Origin of the sequence: Vibrio sp. CDRSL-10 TSBA, from assembly GCA_039696685.1 — a bacterium.
Taxonomy (GTDB): domain Bacteria; phylum Pseudomonadota; class Gammaproteobacteria; order Enterobacterales; family Vibrionaceae; genus Vibrio.
Genome location: CP155565.1, coordinates 1363737 through 1389710, shown reverse-complemented (window position 1 = coordinate 1389710; position 25974 = coordinate 1363737). Strand labels below are relative to the sequence as shown.

Sequence of the window (25974 nt, the reverse complement as noted above, 5' to 3'; positions counted from 1 at the left end):
GAATCTTTCTCCCAAAGCCCCAGAGCGCAATGTGCCCGGGGCTTTGTTTTACTGCCCAAAACTCATTTTTGCTTATCAGCACTTTTCTTCTGAGAATAAGCATTGCCCCGTTTTACGGCTCCGACATCACTTACCCAGCATCGCAACTTTCTTGAGGAAAGAGTCACGTAAATGCTCCTGATCGTACTCAAGATGATAGGTATTGTGGAAGCCGACTTTCAGCTCTACCCCGTTACCGCGCATGTAGACGTTGTAGCCGTCATAATCCGAGAACGCTTCAATTCCCTCATAGATTTTGCCATATTCGGTCGGGGTTCCGTTCGCCATAACCTTTTCATAAGCGTGCAAAATTTTGGTCGGGTCTAGTTCATTTTTCATCGCTACCGCTCCGTTATCCTGGTTCATATCAAGTATGGATAACGATTGTGCGCTTCGCCAATCCAAGCCAGCAAAACAGTCACAACACGCACATTTAATCTTACTTATTTTTACCTGTAAAATTTTACACATTAAAAACAAAAATCAATGCAAAAAATCCGATAATCAGGTTCAAAAATAACGCTGTTCGCGAGATGAAAGGTAGAAAACAAAACATCAATGACAAAAATTACTTAAAAGGATAGCGAAAACCCGATACTTTTTTTATACTGTGAATTAACCAAGTTCATCACAGCTAAATTTTTGCAGTAAGGGTTACAACATGAGACTGATTCCATTAAACAACGCAGCCCAGGTCGGTAAATGGGCAGCCGCACACATTGCGAAACGCATTAATGATTTCCAGCCGACAGCGGAGCGTCCTTTTGTTCTCGGTCTGCCAACCGGCGGCACACCACTACTGACTTACCAGGCACTGATTGAGCTGTATAAAGCCGGCGATGTCAGCTTCAAACATGTGGTGACTTTCAATATGGATGAGTATGTGGGTCTGCCAAAAGATCATCCTGAGTCATATCACTCATTCATGTATAACAACTTCTTCAATCATGTTGATATCCAGCCACAAAACATCAACCTGCTTAACGGCAATACCGATGACCACGATCTGGAATGTCAGCGTTACGAAGAGAAGATCAAATCTTACGGCAAGATTGATCTGTTTATGGGCGGCGTGGGTAATGATGGTCACATCGCATTTAACGAACCAGCTTCATCGCTCTCTTCACGTACCCGGATCAAAACCCTGACCCATGATACCCGAATCGCCAATTCACGTTTTTTTGACGGGGATGTCTCACAGGTACCTAAGTATGCGCTGACTATCGGTGTCGGCACGCTGCTTGATGCCAAAGAGGTGATGATTCTGGTGACCGGCCACAACAAAGCACTGGCACTACAGGCCGCCGTTGAAGGCTGCGTCAACCACTTGTGGACCGTATCCGCGCTGCAACTGCACGCCAAAGCCATCATGGTCTGTGACGAGCCGGCGACTCAGGAGCTGAAGGTGAAAACGGTCAAATACTTCTCTGAACTGGAAGCGGAAAACATTAAAGGTTTTTAAGCCGGACAGATGACAGTTGCAGATACAACAAGCCCCGCCAAAGCCTGTCTCTTGATCACATCTCATAGGTCAAGAGACTTGGCTAACAGATAACCTTCAAGGATGGTTTGTAATTAGAACCATCCTTCCCATAACCGCTCCCAACCCACACGACCATTACGTTTCGAGTCATACCATCCCGCGAGCTTGCCGAGATTGATGTATGCCCAGTACACACTTGGTGCTCTTTTAGGGGGGCGCGTCTTTTCCTGTTTTGACCAAAGTAGCTTCCAAGCAACCGGACTCAAGAGCGTTTCACAACTCTGTTTTTCCGCTTCTTTTTTGTTCAGACCAAGATAACGCAGTTGATGAACACGAAACGGCTATGAACGCTAGGATGACGACCATCTTTTCTAAATTCTCTTTATTTTGCATACGGAGCTCCTCAACCTGTGTTCCTCCACTTTTCCAGGCTTTGTGGAACTCCTCAATCAACCAGCGTTTTTCATAGTAATCCAAGATACGCTTAGCATCCTCTTTACTCAACACTGGCTCTGACGTGAGAATATGCCAGCAAAGGGCCTGCTCGTGATTCGTTTCCTGACAGCCCACATAGTACAATGAGACGGGTTCACCTCGTTTGTTTGCTGGCATTTTGATGGTGATTGGGGCATATCGAACTTCGCAGATAGCCTCTCGAGCTTTACGTCCTCCTCGTTGCTTAACCTGAACTTTTCTTTCATCTGCGGGCTGTAAGGCATCACTAAATGAGTACAGCTTGTCTGTACTCTCTTCGATGCACCGGCTTTGCATCGATCGGACGACAAAGCGTTGTCGGTTGGTCATTTTATAGGTCAGGTATTCAATGATGTCGGCTTCTCTGTCACAGACGGAGATAACCTTGTCTATCACTGAGCCGAGACGTTTTTCCATGGCTCTCGACGCACGTTCCCATTTAAAGCTTTCCTTCTCTTCATAGGCTCGGTTACCTCGCTGAGCTTTCTTTCCATATAAGCTCATGTCCCTTATCCAGCGCTCCTGCTCAATCAACCCCACAACCTGCTTCTCCTCGGGAGCAAACAGCAACACGGAGTGAGCATGCATGCCTTTGGCGCTTTTCCTAGAGGTGGTATATCCCATTTCATCCCTGACGGTTCGATGGGTAAAGTCCAGTGAGGTTGTATCTTCCAAAGCCAGTAGACAGTCATAAGATTGAGCCAGTTCGGCCGTTGCGGCAAAGCCTGCTTCTGCAATCGATTGAGAGTCAATAGCGTGATTGCGGGTAAAACGGTAAGCGGCTTCAATGTCAGAAGGAGATTTTAAAGATTGCACAATAGACTGCCCTACGTGATTAGCAAGAGATGCGGTGAGTTTAACTAAACGTTTGGTTCGTCTAAGATCTCCGAGATTAGCTTGTGAAAAAGTCTCAGTCGCCCATTGCTCTGCATCTGTTAAAAACACCATACTTTACCTCAACACTTTGTTTTTTGTTGAGATCATAAAAATCGACAAAAATTCAAAAAAAAATCCCTCAACTTTCATCGAGGGATTTGTGTAGGAAAGACAGGCCAAAGCGGGGCTTGTTTTTATCAACCCTCTGCAGCAACTTTGACTTCGCTGATATCGACCAGCTCAGCCACTCTCGGCTGGGAAGCCGAATGGGTAACACCATTAAAACGGCCGCCCTGTTCAATACTGAGATCATCGCTGTAAATATGGCCGTTGACACGTCCTTTGCTCAGGATCTCGATTTTGTCAGCATGGCAGGTTCCCTCAAACTCACCATTAATGATGACATGTTCGGCCATGATATCGCCGCTGACGTAGCCACACTCACTGATGACCAGGGATTTCTCAACCTGGATCTGACCTTCGATTGAACCATCAACCTGAATATTACTTTCTAACCGGAGTTGTCCGCTAATTGAGCAACCCTTTGCGATGAGAGTTGTAGCTGAGTGCTGACTCTTAGCTCGACTTTGTTTACTAAAGATTCCCATCGGATACCTCTTACTTTGCTGAAGACCGACTCGAACTCATTGACGCCCCAATCCACAAAAGGTCTCGGGTCTAATGAGCGGCCGACAAATCGAATTTCATAATGTAAATGCGGGCCCGACGAGAGGCCGCTATTACCGGAATAACCTATCAGGTCACCTTTCTGGATAAACTCACCACTTTTGACTGCGAACTTACTCAGATGTGAATAGGAACTGGTAAAGCCATAGGAGTGTTGCAGACGCAGAAAGTTACCCGAACCTTTATTGCTGGGCCGGGTGACCAACACGACGCCATCCGCAGGTGCATACACCGGAGTGCCGATGTTGACAGCAAAATCCTGGCCACGATGAAACTTCACTTTACCCGTTACCGGATGGACCCGTTTACCGTATCCTGACGAAATTCTTGCTTCGTTAACAGGCGCACCACTTGGGATTTGGGTTAACATCACCATTCTGACCGAAGAAGTGATAGCGGCGGCGTCGAGACGTGATTCAAGCTCAGCACCACTGTCATCAACGCCGAGGACTTTTTCCAGTTTCGCCCAGACGGTCAGAAACCAGCTGCATTTTCTCTTCACGTTCCAGCAGGTCGCTTTCCAGATTATGTTTGAGCGATTTCAGCGAGACGACTTCTTCATTGAGAGACATCGACTGGCTTTCCAGCTCCTGTTGTTTCAATTTGGCAAAATCGACTTCGCCGACCAGATAGTAAATCGCACCGCCGGTCGCCAACGCGCCACAGAGTAGAGCGTAACCTGCCCCTTTGAGGCAGTGTCGATACCATTTGCCAAGATGAAAGTGTCGTGTTCCGTGAATAGACGAAACCGAAACAATGACGTTTTCTTTCATGTGCAAATTCTAATTGTCATTATTGAAAGTGGCAGAATACTAGCAAGGAACGGTCATTGACTGAACTCTTTACCCCTGCCGTACTAGGCCACTTCCGCTGTTATTGTTCAGTTTGAGAAGCAGCGCAAAAACCGATCACACCGTCAACCAAACCCTTTAAATTCAGATTAATAACTGATTAACACTCTTACTGATATTACGACCCGCTTCCTGCCCGCCCAACCGGCATTGGCTGGGTTAGGGTTCATGGTGATCTGATATGCATCGACTAAGCAGAGCTTGCGGCCACTCTTTTAAAGGCGACCAGTTTCGGGCGTAGATTTAATCGCCTGCCGATACTGGCAAGCTATCGGAAAATGAGCCGAAACCATTCCATGCGGTCAAACAGCCTCTGGCTTTTTGCTCGCTGTGCTCATGCTGGCTCAGAGAGCCTGCCATAGGCCAATAATGGACTATTGAGCACCTAAGCATGGTGGTTGCGATCACTGTAACTTGCCTGTCGTAATTTCGTATCTAAATTACACTTTCATCAACAGGATTATTGCCTATTTATTTCGACTTTTGAAATAAATAGTAATGAGTGATGTAGATCACTTAGCGTTTTTAACCAGACTAAGAATCAAATCATTTCGTGATCTTTGTCACTTTATTTTTATTTTATAGATTCATAAAAATGTGACATCAAGCATTAAAAATATGTTGAAAAACATAATTACAGCATTTTGTAGCAAAATTACATCATAATTAAATGATCGCGATCACTAAAAAATAATTTGGACAACCCAAAGTTGGTGATCAGGATCACTAAAAACCCGTTCTGCATTCCGACTGAAATTTGTGTGTTAGATTAATTGTGTACTCATTAATCAACGGTTTTTGGCGAAACCGTTACAACAACAAAATTTAATCAGAACATCGAACGGGGAAAACATATGTTATCACCAGAAGCGAAGGTCAAGGTACAGAATTTTGGCCGGTTCCTTTCCAACATGGTAATGCCGAACATTGGTGCGTTTATCGCCTGGGGTTTCATTACTGCATTATTTATTCCAACGGGTTGGTGGCCAAACGAAACACTGGCATCCATGGTGGGTCCTATGATCACTTACCTGCTGCCACTGCTGATCGGTTATACCGGCGGTAAGATGGTCGGCGGAGATCGCGGTGCGGTCGTGGGTGCCATCACCACTATGGGTGTCATTGTCGGTACCGATATCCCTATGTTTATGGGTGCAATGATTGCAGGCCCTCTGGGCGGTCTGGCGATCAAAAAATTCGATGCGGCTATCCACGGTAAAGTGAAAAGCGGCTTCGAAATGCTGGTGAACAACTTCTCAGCAGGCATCATCGGTATGCTGTGTGCGATCATCGCCTACCTGGTTATCGGTCCTGCGGTGAAAACGCTGTCAACAGCACTGGCTGCGGGCGTAAACGTTCTGGTTGATACTGGTGTCCTTCCTCTGACTTCCATTTTTGTTGAGCCAGCGAAGATTCTGTTCCTGAATAACGCGATCAACCACGGTATTTTCTCACCACTGGGCATCCAGCAGTCTGAAGAAATGGGTAAATCTATCTTCTTCCTGATTGAAGCGAACCCGGGTCCTGGCTTAGGTCTGCTGCTGGCTTACATGATGTTTGGTAAAGGCAGTGCGAAACAATCAGCAGCCGGTGCTTCTATCATCCACTTCCTGGGCGGTATCCACGAAATTTACTTCCCATACGTGCTGATGAACCCGCGTCTGATTCTGGCCATGATTGGCGGCGGTATGACCGGTGTATTCGTCAACGTGATGTTCAACTCTGGTCTGGTTTCACCTGCATCACCGGGCTCTATTTTCGCCGTTTCTGCTCATGACGCCTAAGTCAGCCTTCGTTGGTGTGATTCTGTCGGTTATCTGCTCTGCAGCCGTATCGTGTGTGATTGCCTCTCTGCTGCTGAAAACTCAGAAACAGACAGCGGACGATGATGACTCGCTGGAAAAAGCGACCAACCAGATGCAGGACATGAAAGCAACGTCGAAAGGTCAGAACGCTCCGGCAGCAGACATCGACATGGCAAACGTACGCAAAATCATCGTCGCGTGTGACGCAGGTATGGGGTCAAGTGCAATGGGTGCCAGCTTGCTGCGCAAGAAGGTACAGGCCGCTAACCTCAACATTGATGTCACTAATCTGGCGATCAACAGCCTGCCTGGCGATGTGGACATCGTTGTCACCCACCGCGATCTGACGGACCGTGCCCGCCAGCATGCCGCCAACGCGTACCATATTTCGCTGACCAACTTCCTCGACAACTCACTGTACGACAACCTGGTTGCCAAACTGATGACAGCCATGGACAGCGGTAACAAGCAGGAAGAGGTAGTGCAAGAAAACGCAGCCGAGCAAGGCGCAACACTGAAACTGTCCAACGACAACATCTTCCTTGGCCTGCAACCAAAGAGCAAAGAAGAAGTGATCAAGTTTGCGGGTGAGCAACTGGTGAAACTGGGCAACGTCGAGCCTCAATATGTACAAGGTATGCTGGAGCGCGAAAAACTCGTGTCGACCTACCTGGGTGAATCTATTGCGGTCCCTCACGGCACTATCGAAGCCAAACAGTATGTGAAGAAAACCGGCATTGTTTTCTGCCAGTTCCCGGATGGTATCCAGTGGGGTGAAGACGAAGACGATATCGCCAAAATGGTGATTGGTATCGCCGCTCAGGGTGATGAACATATTCAGGTTATCACTGCCATCACCAACGCACTGGATGATGAAGAAGCCGTCGAGTTACTCAAGAAACACAACCAATCCGGACGATGTGCTGCGGATTCTGAATGGCTAACCCCTAACCACAGCCATGCTCCTTTAAGACGAAGGCCGGTCTCCCCCGACTGGCCTTATTTATTAGATTGCTAATTTTATTGGGTGGAAGAACAGTTATGAAAGCGTTACATTTTGGCGCCGGCAACATTGGCCGGGGATTTATTGGTAAGCTACTGGCAGACGCAAATATTCACGTCACCTTTGCCGATGTCAACGACGTGGTGGTTCAGGCACTGAGCGAGCGTCACGAATATCCGGTCAAAGTAGTGGGTGAAACTTGCGTAGTGGAAACCGTGACCGGTGTGGATGCGATTAACTCAACTGACGCAAAGATTGTCGACTCCATTGCAGAAGTTGATATCATTACCACCGCTGTCGGGCCGACCGTGCTGAAAATCATTGCTGGCACCTTGGCTCAGGGGCTGGAAAAACGCCTCAGTCAGGGGGTGACTACGCCGCTGAATATCATCGCCTGTGAAAACATGGTACGTGGTACCAGCCAGCTGAAAGAGGCGGTGTTTGAAAAACTCTCCGCACAAGCACAAGCCGACGTGGAAAAACTGGTTGGCTTTGTCGATTCGGCCGTAGACCGCATCGTACCTCCGGCAGAAGCCGGTGAGACCGATCCGCTGGCCGTGACCGTTGAAACCTTCAGTGAATGGATTGTCGACGAAACCCAGTTTAAAGGTGAGATTCCGGCTATCGCAGGCATGGAACGCACTGATAACCTGATGGCCTTTGTTGAACGTAAGTTGTTTACGCTCAATACCGGCCACTGCGTTACCGCCTATCTTGGATGTCTGAATGGTCATAAAACCATTCGTGAAGCGATTGAAAACCAGCAGATTCGTGCCGAGGTTAAACAGGCAATGCAGGAAAGCGGCGAAGTGCTGATTCGTCGTTACGGCTTTGATAAAGACAAACACGCTGCATACATCGAGAAGATTCTCGGTCGCTTTGCCAACCCTTATCTGGTGGACGAAGTTGATCGTGTAGGCCGCCAGCCAATCCGTAAACTGGGCGCCAACGATCGCCTGGTCAAGCCGCTGCTTGGCACCATCGAGTATGGCGTGGATAACCAAACATTATTAAAAGGCATTGCGGCCGCGCTGAAATACACCAATGACAGCGACCCGCAAGCTGTAGAGTTGCAGCAATCTATCCGTGATCAGGGTGTGCGTAAAACAGTGGCACATTACACTGGTCTGGATGAACACAGCGTGGAAGTAGAGACCGTTGAGTCGTTATACAACCAGCTTTGATGATGCAGCTAGATTGGAGGGCAGTTTGCCCTCCTTCCTGAGACGTAGCTTAGAATCATATATGGTAGATAAAATTAACGAAACTGAGATCCTGGAACGACTGAACGATGCACCGTCAGTGCGGGGTTTTTTCATCCAGACCGTCGAAGTATTCAGTGAAGCCATCGACGCCCTGATGCAACGCATCTTTCGCAAAGATAATTTTGCGGTGCAGTCAGTCGTCGGGCCTTTACTGCAGGACACCGGCCCGCTGGGCAACCTGTCGGTACGTCTCAAATTATTGTACGGCCTGGGCGTAATTCCGGACGACGTCTACCATGATATTGAAAGTGTTATCAAACTGCGCAACCAGCTCAACAGCGACGGTGCCGAGTACAGCTTTACGGATCCCAACATAGTGGCTGCCATTCAGGCTCTCAATCTGGTTAAAAAGATGGGCATGGTCCAACTCAGCCCGCTTGACGAACCGGAAGATGATATTGATCTGGCTTTCTATAACCTGCATCTGCAACGTCAGCAGCAAATCATCAAGTCAGGAATGTCACTGGCGATCATTGAAATCTGTAACACGCTTAATCGTGACAGCCCATTCTGAATCGCGGTCAGCTTGTCAGCCGGCCGTTTCTCGCGGTCACCATTCCGGATTGCATCCGTACCTTACCGTAGGTCATTAACTTAATCTCTTTGCATTGACCTAAGCTGTCGGTGTTGACCTCACACCTTCCGGCCTGCTGAGCACTACATTTTTTCATCTTGTATCGAGCTCTCTCAAGCGTTAGCCTTGATTTTGTTATCAATTCTCAGAGAGCTCATCATGAAAATCGGCCTGATCGGTCTGGGGGATATCGCCCAGAAAGCTTACTTACCCGTTATCGCCCAGTGGCCTGGCGTCGAAGTCATTTTTTGTACCCGCAACACTCAGATCCTGGCCGAGCTGGCCAGTCGCTATCATGTGGCACAAAGCTGCACTGACTACCGTCAGCTACCAGACATGCAGGTCGATGCGGTCATGATTCATGCCGCGACAGCGGTCCATCCCGAAATCGCGGCATTTTTCCTCGCCCAAGGCATCCCAACCTTTGTGGATAAACCGCTGGCAGACAGCGCTCACGCCTGTGAAACCTTGTATGAAGTCGCCGCGCAGCACCGCCAGCCTCTGTATGTCGGCTTTAACCGCCGTCATATCCCGTTATTCAATCAGCACCTTGCCGGCGTGCAGAGCGCCGCCCGAGAGGATCTGCGGGCACTGCGCTGGGAAAAGCATCGCTACAATCATAGCGGTGATGTCCGTACGTTTCTGTTTGATGACTTTATCCACCCGCTCGACAGCGTCAACCTGTATGCCAAAGCGGACATTGAGGATGTGTACGTCACCCACCAGCTCGATGCGACGAAACTGGCCCGGGTAGATGTCCAGTGGCAACACGGCGAAACCCTGTTGCATGCTTCAATGAACCGCCAGTTTGGTCAAACCAGCGAACGGGTCAGTGCGCAGTTTGTCAATCAAGGCTATGAGTTTGACTCTTTTGTCGCCGGTAAGCACTGGCAGGCCAACCAGCAGACCACACTGGCTTTAAAGGACTGGACGCCGATGCTGACCGCAAAAGGCTTCGCGACTATGATTGAGGATTGGCTGAATGTGGTACAAAGCGGCAAGCTCGACAGCGCTGTCGTTAATCGCAACATTGCCAGCCATCAACTGGCCGAAGCGGTATGCCAGAAAATACTCAACCAGATGCGCTGATCTCGATTGTGATGTTTTAAGCCTGTTCAGAGAGACGGCTCTGCTGATATGTGCAGCCCCAACAGACAGGTATCGCCTATACTTAGGTTGCTGTTGATGTCCAACACTCACTCAAGGAGACGGTATGGAGCTACGTAATAAAGCCGGTCAGGTCACTCATCTGGCTGACAACCTTACCCTGAAAGAGGTGCGTGATATGGGGTTTACCATCGACCTGTGCGATGAAACATATGATCGCGAGGAGCATTGGCGCACTCAATCTACCCCGCAAGGTCGTCAGAGAGACTATCCAGACGAATCCTGACCACCTGCCAACCGTAACACGGGGCTCACCAAGCCGGGTATCACAACCCGGCTTGTTATTGCACCCAGTATGACGGTTTGGTTTGATGGCGATTTTGCTTTGCTGAATCACTATTAGCAACGCTAATAGTTTGAGTAGTAATCCGGTTTGTTTGCAATGTTTCAATAGTGTTAAATCCTTCTTAACGAAAGGGGAGAAGCATGAACATTATTGAGGTTTTACAGCCTTGGATCGCTGAGACTATTAGTATTCGCCATACTATCCACCAGCATCCTGAGCTGGGGTTTGAAGAAAACCACACCCAGGCTCTGGTGGTGTCTGAACTGCAAAAATATGGCGTGGATGAAATCTGTACCGATTTTGCCAAAACCGGCGTTGTCGGCGTGATTTATGGCCAACTGGGCGACGGCAGCACTATCGGCCTGCGTGCCGACATGGATGCGCTGCCAATTCATGAAGAGAATACCTTCGCACACCGTTCCAGCCATCACGGTAAAATGCACGCCTGTGGTCACGACGGTCATACCAGCATGCTGCTACTGGCCGCACGCTATCTGGCTTCCACCCGCCAGTTCCGCGGTAAAGTGGTGCTGATTTTCCAACCGGCGGAAGAAGGACGTGGCGGTGCGGAAACCATGATTGCAGACGGTTTGCTGCAACGCTTCCCGCTCGATGCCTGTTACGCCCTGCACAATATGCCGGGCCTGCCGGAAGGACATTTCGCCTTTAAAACCGGGCCGATCATGGCCAGTTCCGATCGTCTGTTTGTCACCATTAACGGTCAAAGCGGGCACGCCGGACTGCCGCATACCACCCAGGATCCGTTGCTGGTTGCCACCCATATTTATCAGGGCATCCAGGGCATGGTCAGCCGCCGTTATGACCCGTTCGATCCGATTGTCGTTTCTGTCACCCAGCTGCATTGCGGTGAAACCACCAACGCGATTGCCGATCAGGCGCATATGAATGGCACCTTTCGTACCTTGCGTCAGGAGACGCGTGATAGTCTGGTCGACAACCTGACACAGCTGGTCGAATACAGCGCCAAGGCACAGGGAATGAGCGCCGAGTTTAAACTGGGCCCGATCTCTCATCCGCCGACGGTCAATACGCCAGACGAAACCGCACTGGCAATTAAGGCCGCTCAGGCCGTGGTCGGCGCCGATAAAGTCAATCCTGGCTGCGAAGCCAAGCTCACCAGCGAGGATTTTGCCTTTTTCCTCGAGAAAGTTCCGGGCTGTTATGGCTTCCTTGGCAATGGTAGCGGCGAACACGGCGCCAGTTTCGTTGGCCTGCACAACAAAGGCTACGATTTTAACGATAACTTATTGCCGATTGGCGCTGCCTATTTTATTCAATTAGTCGAACAGCAATAGAAGGCTTCAATCATAGTCAATTATCGAAATATCAATCAATTATACAAAAAGCAGTCAAATGGACCATGGGGGAATGATTCCCCCATTTTCACACAGGAGTGTACTGACAATGTCGACCGCAATTTCTCAAAAAACGGCGTCGCGGACGTCGATGATTGATCGCATCGAGCGATTCGGGGATAAGGTTCCCCACCCGTTCTATCTGTTTATTTTCCTCTGTCTCGGCGTAATGGTGCTGTCCTGGCTGCTCTCGCTCAGCGGTGGCAGCGTAATTCACCCGTCCAGTGGTGAAGTAGTGCAGGTCAAAAATCTGCTCAGCGGCGACGGACTGGTGTATATCCTTCAGTCCACGGTGAATAACTTTGTCTCATTCAAACCTCTCGGCTTGGTGCTGTGCATGATGCTGGCCGTCGGACTACTGCAGGAAGTAGGACTGGCGGACAGTGCCATTAAGCACTCCCTGCTCAACGCGCCGCGTCAGTTTGTTACCGCCTCCATTTTTATTACCGGCATTATCGGTAACCTGGCGTCCGATGCCGCTTTTATTCTTATCCCGCCGTTGGCCGGGCTGATTTTTGCGGCAACTAACCGCAACCCGATTGTCGGGATTGCGGCTGGCTTTGTTGCGGTCGCAGCAGGCTTTACCGCCAATCTGTTCATCGCCGGCACCGATGTGCTGCTATCCGGTATTTCAACCGAGGCGTCAAAAATTGTTGAAGCGGTAGAAGTCAGCCCGGCGGCCAACTGGTACTTCATGCTGATTTCAGTGCCTATTCTGGTGGTGACCGGTACCCTGCTAACCGACAAATATATCGAACCACGTTTTGCCCACAAAATGCCGGCCAAAGCCGACAATGATGAGCTCTCCTTTACCGTCACCGAGCAGCAGAAAACCGCTCTGCGCTGGTCCGGTATCGCTTCGCTGATCTTTATCGCTGTTTTAGTGGCACTGATTTGGCCGGCAGACTCTGCGCTGCGTAATGCTGAAGGCGGGCTGGTGCCTTCACCATTTCTGAAAGGAATTATTCCGGTCATTATGGCCTTCTTCATAATGAATGCGGTGGTGTACGGCTACAAAGCAGGCACAATTAAAAGCGCCAGTGATGTGCCGGATTTGATGAGCAAAGCGCTGAAAGGAGTCGGTGGCTATATTGTGCTGGTATTCGTGATTGCTCAGTTCATCGCCTGGTTCAAATGGTCGAATCTGGCGATTTACATCGCGGTCAATGGCGCAGAATGGATCTCGTCGGTGGATATGCCTAAGCTGCTGATGATGGCCGTCTTTATGATTCTGGCCGGGCTGATGAACCTGATCGTATTCAGTGGTTCAGCCCAATGGGCCATTATGGCACCGGTGTTTATCCCGCTGTTTATGCTGTTGGGCGTTGAGCCACAAGTGACGCAGATGGGCTACCGGATTGCCGACTCCACCACCAATATTATCTCGCCGACCAATCCGTATATTCCTATGGTGCTGGCGCTGATCGCCAAATACAACCCCGAGGTCAAGTTTGGCACCTTCCTGGCCATGATGGTGCCGTATGCTCTGGTTTCTGTTCTCCGTCTGGGGAGCGTGTTTCCTGCTCTACATGGTTTCAGGTCTGCCGGTCGGTCCGATGTAAGCGACCGGATGAGATTAACGCAACTAGCATAAAATGGGTGCATCTTCGGATGTACCCATTTGCGGATCTGCTGCCAGTAAATTGGAATCGCCGACGTGCTGTTTAAGGATCAGGGTGAATTCATCCACCAGCGCACGTTGCATCTCTTTACGGGTAATCAGCCCCACCAGTCGATACTGAACCGGTTTAACAATCGGAATAAAGCGAATATCAGCACTGTGATTTAAGCTGCCGATGGTCGATGACAAAATCGCACACCCCAGCCCGCTGGCGATCATGCCCAGCAGCGTAGACGTATGCGACGCACTGAATTCCGGATCATAAGTCAGACCAATGCGTGAAAACGCTTCATCCGCCAGGGTGCGCAGGCTGTTGCCCGGACTGACGCCAATCGAGGCAAACTGATGCGCCTGCTCCCAACTGATGGTATTGAGCTCAGCCAGCGGATGGTCCTGACGACACACCAGGCACAGATAATCACGAAACAGGAGATCAAAATTGAGATCAGGGTGATTGGGATTGGTATTAATGCCGATATCGGCCCGCCCTTCCAGCACCGAGTGGGTGATATCGTCGACCCGCTCTTCGATAAGACGAAAAGTAAAATCCGGATAACGACGCTTGAGGTCATTGAGTGTTTTCGGCGCCAGTGAGGCACACAAAGTATAGAGTGATGACACCACCAGAGACTTGTTGTAGCCATGCTGACGATCGTGATTCTCCTGCACCAGTTTATCGAGACGATTAACAATAAAACGCGCCTCCTGATAAAGGTGGTTTCCCGCTTCCGTCAGCTCGATTTTACGCCCCTTACGCTGATAAAGTTCGCTCGCCAACTGCTGGCTCAGTTTCTTCATCATCTGGCTCAACGCCGACTGGGTAATATGCACCTTTTCAGCGGCATAGGTAAAATTCTGCTCTTCAGCAAGTGCGATAAACGCTTTGAGCTGACGATAACTGATGTCCATATTCGGTCGCTGTCCCTTCCTCTGTGCAAGCCCGCGATTATACCCGATTTTTACCGTACACACGGGCACCATAATTGAGAACAGCGCCAAATCAGTCGCACACTTCAACCGCACCTAAGAACAAACCGAACCTAAGAAGGACACACACCTTTTTTCGAACACGCATAAGCCAGAAATCTGAGTGAAACTGAAGAGAGTGAGACTAAACAAGACACACCGTCCACTGCGATGCCGTCACAACGGATCAGACTGAGCGATAAAGAAAAACCGGGTCCAGGACCCGGTTTGATTTTGACTAGCCGTTAGTGGAAAAGCTCGGTACCAAAACGCAGTTTTCGGCTGTGACTAAACTCCATCAGTTGATTGAAAGCGTCTCTGTCGAGGCGAATTAAGGTCTCATGGTCTCCGGACTCCAGATAGACATGATCCAGTTCCATCAGTGAGGAATCACACACCATATTCATGTGATATGCGCTCCCCAGCGGTGGTACTGCGCCGCGATCGCAGTCGTCAAACATCTGATAGATATCGCGTTCCTTGACCAAATGGTACTTGGCCCGGAACTCGTCGTTCAGCACCGACAAACTGACTTTAGCATTCGCCGGTAATATCGCCATTAAGTGTTTGCCATCATGATCTTCCAGTACCACACCTTTCGCCAGATGCATCGGTTGAACCGCAGCAGCATGAGCGCTGTGCAGAGAAACTGTTGCTGTGGCGATGCACAATCCTGCGGTACGGAATGTGATGATCTTTTAAATAATGGTCCAGTCGGGTATGTACAGTCATACTCACCTCCGCATGTCCTGTCCCCGTATTGAGTATAGAAAAAGACCTTGCTTTTGACAGGTCAAAATATTGACACTTCATCAGCCAGCCAGAGACAGATCAATAAGATATGAACACCACCGCATACAAAAAAGGTTCATCGCGGCTTTCCGGGGAAAGCCGCTTTTATCTTTAAAAAAAAGTAATCGATATCTCGGTAGCCGTAGCCCATTCGTTTGATTAACTTTATCTTGTTGTTTATCCCTTCGAGCGTACAGGTATTGAGTGGGTAGCTTGCAGAAGCAACGATGCCATGAAGATACGGTTTGAGCTTTCTCGCGAAGTCCATAAGCGGCTTGATCCCGCTTTCTTGAACTTGCTCCCACCATACGTCCCATAAGTCTTCCGCTTCGCTTTCTGACTCGCACCTCCATAACTCTTTTAGCTGAGAGCCAAGTAAATACGTCACCATTAAGTCTTTGTTCATACTCAGTATCTCACTCAGATAGCTCTCCTGTTTACTGTCTAAATTACCTCTGTTTTTGAGGAGAACCCAGCGTGAACGTTTCACCCATTGGCGCGCTTTCTTGTCCTGTTTGAGTTGATTAGCTTGGTCAACTCTGACTCTATCCATCACTTCCCGACCAAATTTTGCGACCACATGGAATAAATCGTACACAATGCGGGCGTTAGGACAATGTCGCTGCACTTCGAGGTCGAAAGCCGTATTCATATCCATTGCAACCGCTTCTATGTTCTGGCCATGCTCACCGAGTAATTCAAAGAAGGGACGGATATCTTTTCGGCTGCGTCCAACGCCTATCCAAAGCACTTGATGCGTCTTAGCATCCGCGATAACAGTGGCATAACGATGTCCCTTGAAGAGAGCAAACTCATCCATGACCAGCTGTCTCAGCTCTGCCCAGTTAACCTCTGGCACCGCATGTTGTAGCCGACGTTTATCTATCGCCTTAATCGTATGCCAATGAACCCCCGTCATCTGGGCGATATGTTTGATAGGAAGAAGAGGCAGCAACTGCTCAATGTAACGTCTTAAGCGGTTAGTCAGGCGAGCAAAAGGTTCAAGCCAAGAAATAGATTCGGTTTTGATACCGCAGTCAGGGCACTTTATACGCCTTGTTTGTAGGGATAGCTCGACGGGTACGCCGAGAATCGTCGCTTCCTTAATCGTGCGCCACTGATAATCATGTATGGCTTGAACATGTTGCCCACATGAACATCGAGCAGTCGTGCTGGGTTGGAGAGTAATCGTGATGAGAGAAGACGTTTGTACAGACTTTACGACATGAAAGCCTTCCCAGAACGAGGATAGGAAAGTATGATTCGGCATGAAAACGGTAGTTTGTGTAAGGTTGTGTTTGGCGATGTAACCTTATCACTTACTACCGTTTTTGTTTTAAGTTCCCGCCAATCCGCGATGAACCACAAAAAAGCCTTCCGAAGAAGGCTTAATATGGACACGGTTTCTTTACGGTCAGGCAAAACATACCTGCGCCCAGCGCGCTAAACCTGCGGTTACCGAACCAAAGTAGTTACCACTTACCACAGGCACATTAGGTAATACTTGCTCAACCCCGGCTCGCAGAATTGGTGAACGCGCAGAACCCCCGGTCATAAAGATGGCATCCGGCGTGACACCGCCTTGCTGTACCGCCTCGCTAACCAGTTCAATCATCTTGCTTTTCGGCGCTTCAATCGCTTCGATCATCGCATCGCGCTGCACCTCGATGTCGAGTTGCTCAGCAAGAAACCTTGAGCTGTGCTGTCACACTCGCCTGCTCCGACAAGGCAATTTTGACCTCTTCACCTTTTTTCACCAGGCTGTAACCCAGAGTGTCATGATACACCGCCAGCAGACGGGCCAGTTTCTCCGGCTCGCGTGCTTCTTTATGCAGGCGCTTCAGGTCCGCCAGGTTTTCACGTGCGAAGAATTTGCTCTGCGCGCTGACATCATTAATCGCAATCGGATTCCAGAACTGAGTAATCGGCATTTCCAGTCCGGATTGGGTCTGGCTGCCGTAGCCAAACGGCGCCATCAGTTGCTTGAAGGTCAGGTGGATATCCAGATCGTTACCGCCAACCCGCTGCCCGCTGTGGGCAATCAGGCTCTGGGTGCGATCGGCTTTACCGCGCCAGGTTGGTCCCATCTGAATCAATGAACAGTCGGTGGTACCACCGCCAATATCGACCACCAGGACCGTCTTGTCTTCATTGAGAGTCGCTTCATATTCCAGCCCTGCCGCCACCGGTTCAAACTGGAATTCAACACTGCCGAAACCTGCCCGTTTGGCAGCACGGCGCAGGATCTCTTCCGCCTGACGGTTAGAGTCTTCTCCACCGCGGCCATGGAAGTTAACCGGGCGGCCAATCACCGCATCACGGATTTCCGCCTCACTGCGCGCTTCAGCCTGGCGCTTGATGTTATCCATCATAGCGCACACCAGATCTTCGAAAAAGCGCAGCTGGATATCATGCAGGCCCATCGCCCCCAGAAAAGATTTCGGCGATTTAACGTAGTAAACCTCGTGCGGATCAGACAGATAAAGGTCCAACGCAGCCTGACCAAATACCAGGTCATCCGGCTGCAGGTCGATATCTTCATCGCGGTTAGCCGCTACCGAGCGACGCAGCAACTGCTCACCCAGCGTATCCAGTGGTTTAATCTGGCGATGGCGAAACAGATGTTCCGAGACACTATCCCGGGTCGGTGCCGCCAGAGTTGAGGGGATATAGAGACTGTCACCTTCCACAGCAATCAGCTCCGGCTCTGTCCCCTGCATTCTGGCGACCGAACAGTTGGCCGTACCGTAGTCAAACCCTATGAACATCTGCTAACTCCTACTCTTGTACCAAAAAGGCCGGCGATACTACCGCATGCGCAAGACGAACTCCAGTGACGCTTTAACCAGCAAATTACTTTCCCTGCGCAGGCAAACAGAGTTTACGCCTTAGGCCAGAGAAGCATGGCGTTTTCTCCGGCGCCCATCCGGCAACTTACGCCTGTGCGTTAAGCGCAAGCTCTCATTCAACGCAGACCAAAACGCTTATTCATACCAAAGCGTTCGGCTTTCTGATATTTTGCCATCAATTGCAGGGGTAGAAATGAAAAAAAGAATTACGATTCAGGACATCGCCAATTATCTGGGCATTGATAAATCGACCGTTTCCAGAGCGCTGGCCGGTTCGCCACGAGTCAAACCGGAAACGCTGAAAAAAGTGCGTCTGGCCTGCGAGCAATTAAATTATATCCCCAACCAGACGGCTAAAACCCTGGCTTCCAGCCGTTCCAACAGTCTGGTTTTGCTTATTCCCAGCCTGTCTAACGAGATTTTTGCCGATATCGTACTCGGCGCCAAACAGCAATGCGCCGCCGCGGGTTATACCCTGCTGATCGGTGATACCGCCTACTCTCCGCTCGAGGAAGAATCTCTGGTCCGCCAGTATCTGCAGCAAAATGTGGCCGGCTTTGTGCTGACTGAAACCACCCACAGCGACAATACGCTGCGCTTGCTTCGGGAAGCGGAAACTGCCGGTGATTGAAATCATGGATTGCAGCCAACCGGCTAACTTCAACCAGACCATTGGCATCGATAATGCTCAGGCCGCGCGTCAGGTAACCGAATATCTGATTCAAAAAGGCCGGACTAAGATTGCCTTCTGCTCCTGCTTTTTGGACAACCGCGCGGCGATTCGCAGGCATGCCTGGTCTGAAACCCTGCAGCAGCATGATCTGCCCTCGGACCGCACTCTGACGTTGACCGGCCTGACCTCATTCAGCAACGGCGCAGAAAGCATCATCGAGATTATCCGCCGCTGGCCGGATACGGATGCTGTGGTCTACATCAATGATGATCTGGCCGCCGGAGCAGCGCTGGAAGCTACCCGGCGCGGTTTAGTGGTGGGCAAAGATATCGATCTGTTCGGTTTCAATGATCTGGAATATGCACGTCATTTAATCCCGGATATCAGTTCGGTAAGAACACCGCGCGCCGAAATGGGTGCACTGGCGTTTAGCAATCTGATCCAAATCTTGCACGGCGCGCCACTGCAAGCACAGCGAATTAAACTCGATTATGAACTGATCCTGCGCAGCAGTGCTTAAACGGCGGATCCTCACGATCCGCCCTCCGATCAACCTAAGTTTCTCCTGGATCAGATCACCTTATTATGCAACTAAGCGCAATAAGAGCAGTACAACCTGTACAAAAAACACACTAAGTCACATTTTCCTATCTTGTCTCTGGTATTGAACCAACCTTTACACCCAAAATACAATCGGTTGTATTTTGTAAAATATCCGTCTGAGATTACAGGATGAGAACACGCATGCGCATCTCTCAGCACGGGACTTACCGGCTTAATCCAGGTTTCGCCGCTTTATCTATGGAGAGTAACAATGAACCTGTTTGACTTATCATCGAAAAACATTCTAATCACGGGTGCTAACCGTGGTATGGGTTACGCACTGGCTGAAGGACTGGCAGCCCACGGCGCGAGAATTTTTGTCAACAACCGTGAACTGGCTGTCGCCCAGCAAGCGGCAGCGAAATTACGTGACCAGGGCTACCGTGCTGAGGCCGTTGCCTTTGATGTCACTCAGGCGGAACAGATAGTACAAGCGGTTGAATTTATCGAATCGGAACTGGGGCCAATCGACGTATTAATCAATAATGCCGGCATTCAGTGCCGTCACCCGTTACTGGACTTTCCGGAAGCCGACTGGGACAGAGTCATTGAGGTGAATCAGAAAGGCGTTTTCCTGTGCACTCAGGCCGTTGCCAGAGCCATGGCTCCGCGTCAGGCGGGTAAAATCATCAACATCGCTTCGATGCAGGCAGAACTCGGCCGCGAAACCATCACTCCGTACGCGGCATCGAAAGGCGCGGTGAAAATGCTCACCCGCGGTGCGTGTGTCGAACTGGCCAAACATAATATCCAGGTCAATGCCATTGCACCGGGCTATTTTAAATCAGACATGACGCAAAGCCAGGTCGACGACCCGGCGTTTACCGCCTGGCTGTGCAACCGAACTCCGGCGAAACGCTGGGGCGAAACTGCAAGAGCTGATCGGCACCGCGGTATATCTCGCCTCTGATGCCTCCAACTTTGTCAACGGTCAGCTTATTTTCGTTGATGGCGGGATGCGCGCTGCGGTGTAAAAAGCCTGATCGCACAAGCGAAGCAGTCTGCCTTTATATCAATATCAGCGGACTGCTGTTGAGAATGACCAGGTTACTGAACCTGGTACATATCCAGGAAGACACCCGTGGCACTGCGCTGAGCACTGCAGACGAACAAACTTTCCGTCAGCCACTTCAACTCAGAGCTGTAGACTTCAAAGTTTGGCGTGGTTTTAAAATAGATTTCCTCCGGCGCGAGTTGATTGAAGAAACTCATATCATCCGAAAACAGTTGCTCGCGCCACTCTTGAGGAATACGGCGAATGCCGTTGTTTTCAATATAAAAGGTCTGCCCTTGATCGGTTTCAATCGCATAACGGGCCGATAAGCGGCACAAGCCGTCTTTATCGATGATCTGGCTGTCGATACCGCCAGGCAGTACTTTTCCGCTCAGCGCACCGCTGACCACTCCGGATTCGATCGGGATCAGCTGGCGTTTGCCTAATTCTTTATCGTTACTGACGACAACGGGTTTGGATACCTGGATTTCGATACGGAATGAAAATTCGAGTTTTGGTTGTGGCATTTTTCTGGGATTAACAGTGAAAGGTCATGTATAGGTAACACAGGGTTCAAAACCGAGCAAGTTGAGACAATTTCACATTTCCTTTGTCTATCCGAACGGCAAGTTTAATTAAAATAAAAGATGTATTTTAGTCCATTTTAAATGGCTCTCACCGCCTGTTTTATCAGGCAATAACCTCATTAACATTCACAAAAATAATGAATTAATAAAATTAAATTAACAATTATAATAAATGAAAATTCATGGTGATTAAATGTTCTTATTTTGTTGGTTTTGTATTGTATTTTTGAGAGCTGTTTACTAGTATCGCCACCGATTTGATAGTAGGCGCTGAGAATAACCACCCGGCCTTAAATGCAAATAATGGCATCAAAATGGCCTGAAGCCAGTCATGTTAAAACTATCAAAACGCCACAGAATCTAAATACAACTACAATAAGATGACGCTCACTCAGTCACCCGCATTTCTGTAGGTGGCACACCTTCACTGGAAACTATTATGACAAACTATTCACGCCGTCGAGTGCTGAAAATGGTCGGGGTAGTGACAATTGCCGGAGCGGCTGGACAGCTGCTGCCTTTGTCTCCCCTGCATGCAGCACAACCGGAGGCCAAGCTGCCTGGGCTGGATGATTTTATCCAGATTTCACGCTCACTGACGGGCCTGGACTCACTCAACGAAACGGTAGCACACGCACTGGTTATCGCGCTGGATAAGACCCAGAAAGATTTCGCGACCAGCCTGACCCAACTCAAAACTTTGTTACAAAGCCAACCTGAGCTACTGCAACAAGAGCGACTGGCTTTTGGTGACGCGCACGCCGACAGCGAACAGTTAGCGAAAGAAATTCTCAGCGGTTGGTACAACGGCGTTGTCGGCACCGGCTTTGATGCCCTGTATGTCACTTACATCAACAATCTGGCCAACCAGTTGGTGAGCGACAAAGTCGTGCCGCCAAGCTTCTCGTACGGTCCGGTTGGTAGCTGGGCACAACAGCCTTAAAATCTTTCACAAGAGTTATGTCGTTATGAATAATAAAAATTCCGCCGACGTTGTGGTTATCGGCGCGGGCATTAATGGCTCGTTGCTTGCCACCCGTCTTGCCAAAGCAGGCAAATCTGTCCTGGTGCTGGAGTCAGGCCCAAAACTGGACCGCGATGAGCTGGTTGAGCGCTACCGCACATCCGCGTTTAAATCTGACTTTATGTCACCTTATCCATTCTCACCAATGGCACCGCATCCGCGTTACACGCCGGAGCCGAACGACTATCTGCACCAGGCGGGTCCAAACCCTTTCTCTGCACAGTATATCCGCATGTTTGGTGGTACCAGCTGGCACTGGGCTGCACAGCTGTGGCGTTTTCTGCCAAACGATTTCCGCCAGCGCAGCCAATATGGTGTCGGTAAAGACTGGCCGATTGGCTATGAAGATCTGGAAGATTACTACTACCAGGCGGAAGTGATCGCCGGTGTCGGTGGTTCACCGAACAACGGTTTCGCCGCGCAGTAAGCCATTCCCGATGGAAGCCGTCCCGGCCTCTTACCTGCAACGCCGCGTCACCGAGCGCCTGGCGCCTGAGTTTGAAGTTATCGATGACAGCACCGGCCGTAACAGCCGCAGCTATGATGGCCGTCCGGCTTGTTGTGGTAACAACAACTGTATGCCGATTTGTCCAATCGATGCGCAATATCACGGTGGTCTAGCCGCGCAAGAAGCGGTGAACAGCGGTGTTGAAGTGATTACCGAAGCGGTGGTGTATCAGTTGGAACATGACGAGCAAGGCAACATTGTCGCAGTAAACTACTATGACTGGAACAAAGTCAGTCACCGCGTGACTGGTGAAACTTTCGTCCTGGCAGCCAACGCGATTGAAACACCAAAACTGCTGCTGATGTCTGTCAGTGACAAGTTCCCGCAGGGTATCGCCAACTCACAGGACAACGTGGGTCGTAACCTGTGTGATCACCCGGCAATTGGTATTACTTTCGACGTGGATGAAGAAGTGTGGCCTGGTCGTGGTCCGGTCAGCCCGTGCTCTATCGGTCAGTTCCGTGACGGCGAGTTCCGCAGTGAACATGCGCCGTTCCGTATCGATATTTCTAACTCGTCCAAGCTGGCAGCAGTCACCAAAGAAGTACTGGCTGAAGGCTTGTTCGGCAAGAAACTGCAGGAAGAAATCCGCTTCCGCGCAGCACGTCGTATGAGCCTGAAAAACTGTCTGGAACAACTGCCGGATCCAAACAACCGCGTCACACTGAGCAGCAACAAAGATGCGCTTGGTCTGCCGACTCCGTCCATGTTCTGGAACGTGAAAGATGCCGATGGCTACGTGCAACGCGGCACAGAAAAAACCTACCAGTACTATGATGAAATCGCCGCCAAACTGGGTGCGACCAACATCAAACACAGTAAAGAAGGCAAGTTCAAAAACCGTCAGCACATCACAGGTACTCTGTCGATGGGTCTGGATCCGGCCACCAGCGTGACCGACCAGTGGGGTCGTTCACACGACCACGAAAACCTGTTTATGGTCGGTACTGGTGTAATGCCAACCGTCGGAACCTGTAACGTGACGCTGACTGCAATGGCGCTGGCTCTGCGTACAGCAGATAAAATTCTTCAGGAGACTCAACATGGCTAAATACTGGAGAAGTTTGTTGACCGCAGGCGCACTGACTCTGGCACTGGGTAACGCCCAGGCAGCCGATCAGGATACTCTGATTAAACAGGGGGAATACCTGGCGATCGCCGGCGACTGTGGCGCCTGCCACACCGAAGAAGGTCAGGCTGAATTCAGCGGCGGCCATGCTATCGGCAGCCCGCTGGGCACCATTTACAGTACCAACATTACCCCGTCTAAAACGGCCGGTATCGGTAACTACAGCGAAGAGCAATTTGCAGCGGCCCTGCGTGAAGGCGTACGCGGCGATGGCAGCCAGCTTTACCCGGCAATGCCTTATACTGCTTACGCGAAACTGACCGACGAAGATGTCTCTGCTCTGTACGCGTACTTTATGCACGGCGTAGAGCCAGTGGATGTGAAACCGGCAGAGACCAAACTGCCGTTTCCCGTTCAACCTGCGCTTTAGCATGGCGGCGTGGAACCTGCTGTTTTTGGACGACCAAGCATACCAGCCGGATAGCACTCAATCTGACGAGTGGAACCGCGGCGCTTATCTGGTGCAGGGTCTGACACACTGTAGCACCTGTCACACTCCGCGTAACTTCCTGATGGCAGAGCAGCAGGACAAATACCTGCAGGGCACGTCACTGGGCACCTGGTATGCACCGGATATCACCGCTGAAGCGTTGCAAGGCAAGCCGTACTGGACCCACCAAATGCTGACTCAGTATCTGGCCACCGGCCATGCAGGTAATGGTGCCACCGCGGCAGGTCCGATGCTGGAAGCGATTGATAAAAGCTTCTCACGCATGACGTCTGATGATCTGTCAGCCATTGCCACTTACCTGCTGCCGGAAGGCGGCGAGTATCACGCTGCGGCCGCTCAGCCTGCAACTCTGACCAAGGTCGAAGGTGATGACACACCGCAGGCCCTGGCCAACATGAGTGAAGGCGAAACCCTGTACGTCAATAACTGTGCATCGTGCCATAACTTATCAGGCCGTGGCCTGAACGGTTTACCGCCTTTGCAAGGTCATCCGATTCTCAACAAACCAACCGCCGATAACGTGGCGATGGTGATTCTGGAAGGAGTGTGGCCAGAGAAAGATCAGGGCATGCTGGGTTTTGAATCCGAGATGACTGATGCTCAAGTCGCTGCGGTGACCAATTATCTGATGGCAGAGATTGGCCAGAGTGATGTCACCATCAGCACTGAGCGGGTCAAAACTCTGCGCGCCGGTGGCGAGACATCACCACTGCTGATGCTGTCCCGAGTGGGCATGGGCGTCGGCGCTGTAGTGGTCGTGATCGCACTGCTGTGGCTGCGCAGACGTCGTAAAGCCAAGTAACCTTATCAAACACCGCTTCACTGAAGCGGTGTTTTTTTATCCCTTTCCGATGGGCGGTAATCGTCATCCACACATTTGAACCATGAGGACACATGAAAAAATCAGCTGGTATCATCATTCAGAACGGCGCTCTGCTGGTCGTTCGCTCCAAAGGCAAAGACGTCTTTTTTGCTCCCGGTGGCAAACCAGAAGCAGGAGAATCGGCTCAGCAAGCGCTGATCCGCGAGCTCAATGAAGAAATTGGTATTACCCTGACTGAAGCAGATATTGCGTTTTATAACGTCTACACCGCCAACGCATCCGGCCATGATCAGATAGAACTGGAAATGAGCGTGTTTACGGTTCATCGTTATCAGGGCGAGATAAAAGCCAGTGCAGAAATCGCCGAAATAAAGTGGGTTAACAGCACCAATGTCGCTCAAGCCAATATCTCGACCATTTTCAAATCTTACGTCTTCCCTGAATTACTTGAACAAGGGTTGATCCGTTAGCTGCAGTGAAAACGACGCGGAACTAAGCCAAAGTAAACCAAAATAAGAAACGAAGCGCGGAAACTAAGCGGAACACACACTTATCCTTGACCTGGCGCGGCTTGGTTTTTCGACCCGCCGCCCAAACTTATGATGATAAGCTCCTAATCACTTATCAGGGAGGCACAGTGATCACCTGTCACGTCAGATACGTTATCGACCCGAAAAAAATCGCTGAATTTGAACGTTATGCGCGGATGTGGATTCCGCTGATGGAGAAGTTTGGTGGCACGCACCATGGCTACTTTCTGCCGGCCGAGGGCGCCAACAATATTACTCTGGCGCTGTTCTCATTTTCGTCCTTAGCCGCCTATGAACAATATCGTCACGACTCCGTGACCGATCCTGACTGCCAAGCCGCTTTTGAGTATGCCGAACAGACAGATTGCGTACTGAGCTATGAACGCAGCTTCATGCGCCCTTTACTCGGTAACTGACAAGCAAGGTCAGCGTTGGCTCTCGGCATCGAAACTAACGTCAAATTGCTGTACCAAGGCTGCACGGCCTCTGGCGCTTATCACCACTTCACGATATCCGGGCACTCTTTCTATCCAGCGCT

General features: G+C 50.2%; 22 protein-coding genes and 5 pseudogenes. 18 read left to right on the top strand and 9 right to left on the bottom strand.

The window, feature by feature from the left end; translation table 11 throughout:
• Positions 1–126 precede the first annotated feature (126 nt).
• Positions 127–378 (bottom strand): DUF3081 domain-containing protein, encoded by a 252-nt coding sequence (locus ABDK09_06800; protein ID XAW87830.1) that lies wholly within the window; start codon positions 376–378, stop codon positions 127–129.
• A gap of 322 nt (positions 379–700) precedes the next feature.
• Here ABDK09_06800 and nagB point away from each other — a divergent pair, with 322 nt between their 5' ends.
• Positions 701–1501: a glucosamine-6-phosphate deaminase gene (gene nagB / locus ABDK09_06795; protein ID XAW87829.1), complete on the top strand. Its 801-nt coding sequence runs from the start codon at positions 701–703 to the stop codon at positions 1499–1501.
• Positions 1502–1614: 113 nt separating this feature from the next.
• On the opposite strand, the pseudogene ABDK09_06790 reads toward nagB, so the two are convergent.
• From ABDK09_06790 to ABDK09_06780, 3 genes and pseudogenes are all read right to left on the bottom strand, one after another.
• Positions 1615–2944, bottom strand: a pseudogene (locus ABDK09_06790) (IS4 family transposase).
• Positions 2945–3069: 125 nt separating this feature from the next.
• On the bottom strand, positions 3070–3480 hold the full coding sequence (locus ABDK09_06785; protein ID XAW87828.1) for a polymer-forming cytoskeletal protein: 411 nt from the start codon (positions 3478–3480) through the stop codon (positions 3070–3072).
• Positions 3384–4332, bottom strand: a pseudogene (locus ABDK09_06780) (M23 family metallopeptidase). Before ABDK09_06780 ends, ABDK09_06785 begins: the two are co-directional and overlap by 97 nt.
• A gap of 932 nt (positions 4333–5264) precedes the next feature.
• Here ABDK09_06780 and ABDK09_06775 point away from each other — a divergent pair.
• The 7 genes and pseudogenes from ABDK09_06775 to ABDK09_06745 all read left to right on the top strand — a co-directional run bounded on the left by ABDK09_06775 (position 5265) and on the right by ABDK09_06745 (position 13480).
• A pseudogene (locus ABDK09_06775) lies at positions 5265–7159 on the top strand (PTS mannitol transporter subunit IICBA).
• 97 nt (positions 7160–7256) lie between these two features.
• Positions 7257–8402, top strand: coding sequence for a mannitol-1-phosphate 5-dehydrogenase (locus ABDK09_06770; GenBank protein ID XAW87827.1), 1146 nt, complete (start codon positions 7257–7259; stop codon positions 8400–8402).
• Between the two features lie 61 nt (positions 8403–8463).
• Entirely contained in the window at positions 8464–8997 is a 534-nt protein-coding gene (locus ABDK09_06765; protein ID XAW87826.1) for an MltR family transcriptional regulator, read from the top strand.
• Positions 8998–9216: 219 nt separating this feature from the next.
• Positions 9217–10146: a Gfo/Idh/MocA family oxidoreductase gene (locus tag ABDK09_06760; GenBank protein ID XAW87825.1), complete on the top strand. Its 930-nt coding sequence runs from the start codon at positions 9217–9219 to the stop codon at positions 10144–10146.
• A 124-nt stretch (positions 10147–10270) separates the two neighbouring features.
• Positions 10271–10450, top strand: a complete 180-nt coding sequence (locus tag ABDK09_06755) for a hypothetical protein (GenBank protein XAW87824.1) — start codon at positions 10271–10273, stop codon at positions 10448–10450.
• Between the two features lie 200 nt (positions 10451–10650).
• On the top strand, positions 10651–11826 hold the full coding sequence (locus tag ABDK09_06750) for a M20 aminoacylase family protein (protein XAW87823.1): 1176 nt from the start codon (positions 10651–10653) through the stop codon (positions 11824–11826).
• A gap of 109 nt (positions 11827–11935) precedes the next feature.
• Positions 11936–13480, top strand: a complete 1545-nt coding sequence (locus ABDK09_06745) for an AbgT family transporter (protein XAW87822.1) — start codon at positions 11936–11938, stop codon at positions 13478–13480.
• Here the strand turns inward: ABDK09_06745 and ABDK09_06740 are convergent.
• The 4 genes and pseudogenes from ABDK09_06740 to yegD form a co-directional block, all read right to left on the bottom strand.
• Positions 13472–14416 carry a LysR family transcriptional regulator gene (locus ABDK09_06740; protein XAW87821.1) on the bottom strand — a complete coding sequence of 315 codons (945 nt, stop codon included), beginning with the start codon at positions 14414–14416 and terminating at the stop codon, positions 13472–13474. The two genes, ABDK09_06745 and ABDK09_06740, sit on opposite strands and share 9 nt — an antisense overlap.
• 302 nt (positions 14417–14718) lie before the next feature.
• Positions 14719–15205: pseudogene (locus ABDK09_06735) on the bottom strand (YbaK/EbsC family protein).
• 136 nt (positions 15206–15341) lie between these two features.
• Positions 15342–16535: an ISL3 family transposase gene (locus ABDK09_06730; GenBank protein ID XAW87820.1), complete on the bottom strand. Its 1194-nt coding sequence runs from the start codon at positions 16533–16535 to the stop codon at positions 15342–15344.
• Between the two features lie 144 nt (positions 16536–16679).
• Positions 16680–18033, bottom strand: a pseudogene (gene yegD / locus ABDK09_06725) (molecular chaperone).
• A 274-nt stretch (positions 18034–18307) separates the two neighbouring features.
• On the opposite strand from yegD, the gene ABDK09_06720 reads away from it, so the two are divergent.
• The 3 genes from ABDK09_06720 to ABDK09_06710 all read left to right on the top strand — a co-directional run bounded on the left by ABDK09_06720 (position 18308) and on the right by ABDK09_06710 (position 20300).
• Positions 18308–18745 carry a LacI family DNA-binding transcriptional regulator gene (locus tag ABDK09_06720; protein ID XAW87819.1) on the top strand — a complete coding sequence of 146 codons (438 nt, stop codon included), beginning with the start codon at positions 18308–18310 and terminating at the stop codon, positions 18743–18745.
• A complete protein-coding gene (locus ABDK09_06715; GenBank protein XAW87818.1) occupies positions 18738–19307 on the top strand; it encodes a substrate-binding domain-containing protein in 570 nt (189 codons plus the stop codon). The genes ABDK09_06720 and ABDK09_06715 overlap by 8 nt, the downstream gene beginning before the upstream one ends.
• Before the next feature lie 294 nt (positions 19308–19601).
• Positions 19602–20300, top strand: a complete 699-nt coding sequence (locus tag ABDK09_06710; protein XAW87817.1) for an SDR family NAD(P)-dependent oxidoreductase — start codon at positions 19602–19604, stop codon at positions 20298–20300.
• A 137-nt stretch (positions 20301–20437) separates the two neighbouring features.
• On the opposite strand, the gene ABDK09_06705 is transcribed toward ABDK09_06710, so the two are convergent.
• Positions 20438–20911 (bottom strand): DUF3237 domain-containing protein, encoded by a 474-nt coding sequence (locus ABDK09_06705; protein ID XAW87816.1) that lies wholly within the window; start codon positions 20909–20911, stop codon positions 20438–20440.
• Between the two features lie 499 nt (positions 20912–21410).
• Here ABDK09_06705 and ABDK09_06700 point away from each other — a divergent pair, with 499 nt between their 5' ends.
• From ABDK09_06700 to ABDK09_06670, 7 genes are all read left to right on the top strand, one after another.
• Positions 21411–21914, top strand: a complete 504-nt coding sequence (locus ABDK09_06700; GenBank protein XAW87815.1) for a sugar dehydrogenase complex small subunit — start codon at positions 21411–21413, stop codon at positions 21912–21914.
• Positions 21915–21939: 25 nt separating this feature from the next.
• Positions 21940–22422, top strand: a complete 483-nt coding sequence (locus tag ABDK09_06695) for an FAD-dependent oxidoreductase (GenBank protein XAW87814.1) — start codon at positions 21940–21942, stop codon at positions 22420–22422.
• The gene (locus tag ABDK09_06690; protein ID XAW87813.1) at positions 22382–23554 is read left to right on the top strand and encodes a GMC family oxidoreductase; all 1173 of its coding nucleotides are present in this window, start codon (positions 22382–22384) and stop codon (positions 23552–23554) included. Before ABDK09_06695 ends, ABDK09_06690 begins: the two co-directional genes overlap by 41 nt.
• Entirely contained in the window at positions 23547–24002 is a 456-nt protein-coding gene (locus ABDK09_06685; GenBank protein ID XAW87812.1) for a cytochrome c, read from the top strand. The genes ABDK09_06690 and ABDK09_06685 overlap by 8 nt, the downstream gene beginning before the upstream one ends.
• Position 24003: 1 nt before the next feature.
• Positions 24004–24885, top strand: coding sequence for a cytochrome c (locus ABDK09_06680; protein XAW87811.1), 882 nt, complete (start codon positions 24004–24006; stop codon positions 24883–24885).
• Positions 24886–24977: 92 nt separating this feature from the next.
• On the top strand, positions 24978–25376 hold the full coding sequence (locus ABDK09_06675) for an NUDIX domain-containing protein (GenBank protein ID XAW87810.1): 399 nt from the start codon (positions 24978–24980) through the stop codon (positions 25374–25376).
• A gap of 167 nt (positions 25377–25543) precedes the next feature.
• On the top strand, positions 25544–25852 hold the full coding sequence (locus tag ABDK09_06670) for an NIPSNAP family protein (GenBank protein ID XAW87809.1): 309 nt from the start codon (positions 25544–25546) through the stop codon (positions 25850–25852).
• Positions 25853–25974: the final 122 nt, after the last annotated feature.

Bases quoted from the DNA above. Each gene is read 5' to 3' on its own strand.
- ABDK09_06730 (XAW87820.1), bottom strand. From the start codon at position 16,535: ATGCCGAATCATACTTTCCTATCCTCGTTCTGGGAAGGCTTTCATGTC.
- ABDK09_06800 (XAW87830.1), bottom strand. From the start codon at position 378: ATGAAAAATGAACTAGACCCGACCAAAATTTTGCACGCTTATGAAAAG.
- ABDK09_06765 (XAW87826.1), top strand. From the start codon at position 8,464: ATGGTAGATAAAATTAACGAAACTGAGATCCTGGAACGACTGAACGAT.
- ABDK09_06750 (XAW87823.1), top strand. From the start codon at position 10,651: ATGAACATTATTGAGGTTTTACAGCCTTGGATCGCTGAGACTATTAGT.
- ABDK09_06695 (XAW87814.1), top strand. From the start codon at position 21,940: ATGAATAATAAAAATTCCGCCGACGTTGTGGTTATCGGCGCGGGCATT.
- ABDK09_06760 (XAW87825.1), top strand. From the start codon at position 9,217: ATGAAAATCGGCCTGATCGGTCTGGGGGATATCGCCCAGAAAGCTTAC.
- ABDK09_06675 (XAW87810.1), top strand. From the start codon at position 24,978: ATGAAAAAATCAGCTGGTATCATCATTCAGAACGGCGCTCTGCTGGTC.
- ABDK09_06705 (XAW87816.1), bottom strand. From the start codon at position 20,911: ATGCCACAACCAAAACTCGAATTTTCATTCCGTATCGAAATCCAGGTA.
- ABDK09_06680 (XAW87811.1), top strand. From the start codon at position 24,004: ATGGCGGCGTGGAACCTGCTGTTTTTGGACGACCAAGCATACCAGCCG.
- ABDK09_06745 (XAW87822.1), top strand. From the start codon at position 11,936: ATGTCGACCGCAATTTCTCAAAAAACGGCGTCGCGGACGTCGATGATT.
- ABDK09_06720 (XAW87819.1), top strand. From the start codon at position 18,308: ATGAAAAAAAGAATTACGATTCAGGACATCGCCAATTATCTGGGCATT.
- ABDK09_06710 (XAW87817.1), top strand. From the start codon at position 19,602: ATGAACCTGTTTGACTTATCATCGAAAAACATTCTAATCACGGGTGCT.
- ABDK09_06740 (XAW87821.1), bottom strand. From the start codon at position 14,416: ATGGACATCAGTTATCGTCAGCTCAAAGCGTTTATCGCACTTGCTGAA.
- nagB (XAW87829.1), top strand. From the start codon at position 701: ATGAGACTGATTCCATTAAACAACGCAGCCCAGGTCGGTAAATGGGCA.
- ABDK09_06700 (XAW87815.1), top strand. From the start codon at position 21,411: ATGACAAACTATTCACGCCGTCGAGTGCTGAAAATGGTCGGGGTAGTG.
- ABDK09_06770 (XAW87827.1), top strand. From the start codon at position 7,257: ATGAAAGCGTTACATTTTGGCGCCGGCAACATTGGCCGGGGATTTATT.
- ABDK09_06785 (XAW87828.1), bottom strand. From the start codon at position 3,480: ATGGGAATCTTTAGTAAACAAAGTCGAGCTAAGAGTCAGCACTCAGCT.
- ABDK09_06685 (XAW87812.1), top strand. From the start codon at position 23,547: ATGGCTAAATACTGGAGAAGTTTGTTGACCGCAGGCGCACTGACTCTG.
- ABDK09_06755 (XAW87824.1), top strand. From the start codon at position 10,271: ATGGAGCTACGTAATAAAGCCGGTCAGGTCACTCATCTGGCTGACAAC.